The 1401-nt window shown below is 51.8% G+C and carries 2 protein-coding genes; both read left to right on the top strand.

Annotated features, from left to right (window positions below):
* The first annotated feature begins 80 nt into the window (after positions 1–80).
* Positions 81–503 carry a hypothetical protein gene (locus tag CXP40_RS23525; RefSeq protein ID WP_106735683.1) on the top strand — a complete coding sequence of 141 codons (423 nt, stop codon included), beginning with the start codon at positions 81–83 and terminating at the stop codon, positions 501–503.
* A gap of 129 nt (positions 504–632) precedes the next feature.
* Positions 633–1349 carry a hypothetical protein gene (locus tag CXP40_RS23520; protein WP_106735682.1) on the top strand — a complete coding sequence of 239 codons (717 nt, stop codon included), beginning with the start codon at positions 633–635 and terminating at the stop codon, positions 1347–1349.
* Positions 1350–1401: the final 52 nt, after the last annotated feature.

Here is a 1401-nt window from a genome sequence, read left to right as displayed (position 1 = left end):
CTACTTTTTCAACAGAATCGGCCAGAAGCAGACTGTGATCAAAATAAATCTGCCTACTTTTTTGCCTATGGAGTGTCCGGATGCACCCATCGCTCCAACACGCGCTGGATATTATTGCTATTGAACGCAACGCTGCCGAGTACACCTTAGCGTTTGATGCAGCGTATGACTTAGTCCGCGTATTTGGCGAACTTGATCTGGCTAATCGCCTATTCGCGGAAATTCCCAGAACAGTGCCTGAAGGGCTGGTTGCCGACCTGTTCAACCTGCTGGTTTGGCAAACGAACGACAACGGCTCAGCTATGATGCGGGAGATCGAAACGTGGCTTAGAGACGGGCAGGACATACGCAAGCTGACGATTGCCATGAGCCTGGATGCATACCCGTTTCCAGACGCCCAGGAGATGTATCAGGTGCTGTCCACACTAGCCGCGGCTACCCCGGAAGTGGCAGCGAGGTGCCAAACGCTTATCACATTGCGAAAGGCGAGTGCACACCGTTGAACATGACGCAGGAAGAAAGAGGCGCTGCGAGTCTACTGATAAACTCTGCCAGATAACTCACTCTCAAAATTTAATCCCAGCCACCACCATGATCATCGAAGGCCTAATTCAACATCGGGGGGGAAAAGTTTGAACATCTATGCCCCAACTTTTTGGCCTAACGGATCGGAAATTGATCATGGCGCTCCTTCGCTGCGGCTGAGGGATATTCTGCCGGCCCTGGGCAGCACCACGTTCGCCTGCTTCGACAAAGACCACTTGCCGCATATAGGAGAAACAGTGCATGTGCTCTGGATACCACCTGTTTCGGATATCAATGGCTGGAGTGAACAGCCCTCGGAGATCGCTCTGAGCTACTTGCTGACGGCAAAAGTCATCAGCGAGGCGACGTTAATGGCTCCATCAGAGCGAGACCCAAATTTCATTCTTCGAGGCAAATACAGGTACACGCTCAATGTTCTCGCCCGTGAACGGCTGTTGGATGTGCTGAAAACTTTTACAGTTGAGGCAGACTCTTGGAGCCTGCCGACAGTCGCTACTGACCAAGGTATTACCCAGCTTTGGGATGAGGTGCATTGGTGCGGCGTGGCATCCGTCGAAGGGCTGATCTACCTGGTGGCTAACACAAGAAATGAGGGATTTATGGAGCTGTTGCTGAGCAAGGAAGGGGAACATCTCATTGGCCTGTTCTCCCTAGAGCTCAACCCCTCGGGAATCCAATGCAATCTGGGCAAGCACCGCCTAACGGCCATGGAGCAGCATTCTATCCAGCGCGCCATGCACAACGCTCAACCACTCTTGGATTCTCAGGCTCCCTATATCGTATTTTGTGATGCTCTGGATTGAAGTGGGATGAATGTCTGCTTCTTGGCCGATTCTGTTGAAAAAGTAGGTTTAG

This window comes from Pseudomonas sp. YY-1, assembly GCF_002843095.1.
Classification (GTDB): domain Bacteria; phylum Pseudomonadota; class Gammaproteobacteria; order Pseudomonadales; family Pseudomonadaceae; genus Aquipseudomonas; species Aquipseudomonas sediminis_A.
The sequence above is the reverse complement of the archived record's forward strand: the minus strand, read 5'-3'. Positions and strand labels throughout refer to the sequence as shown.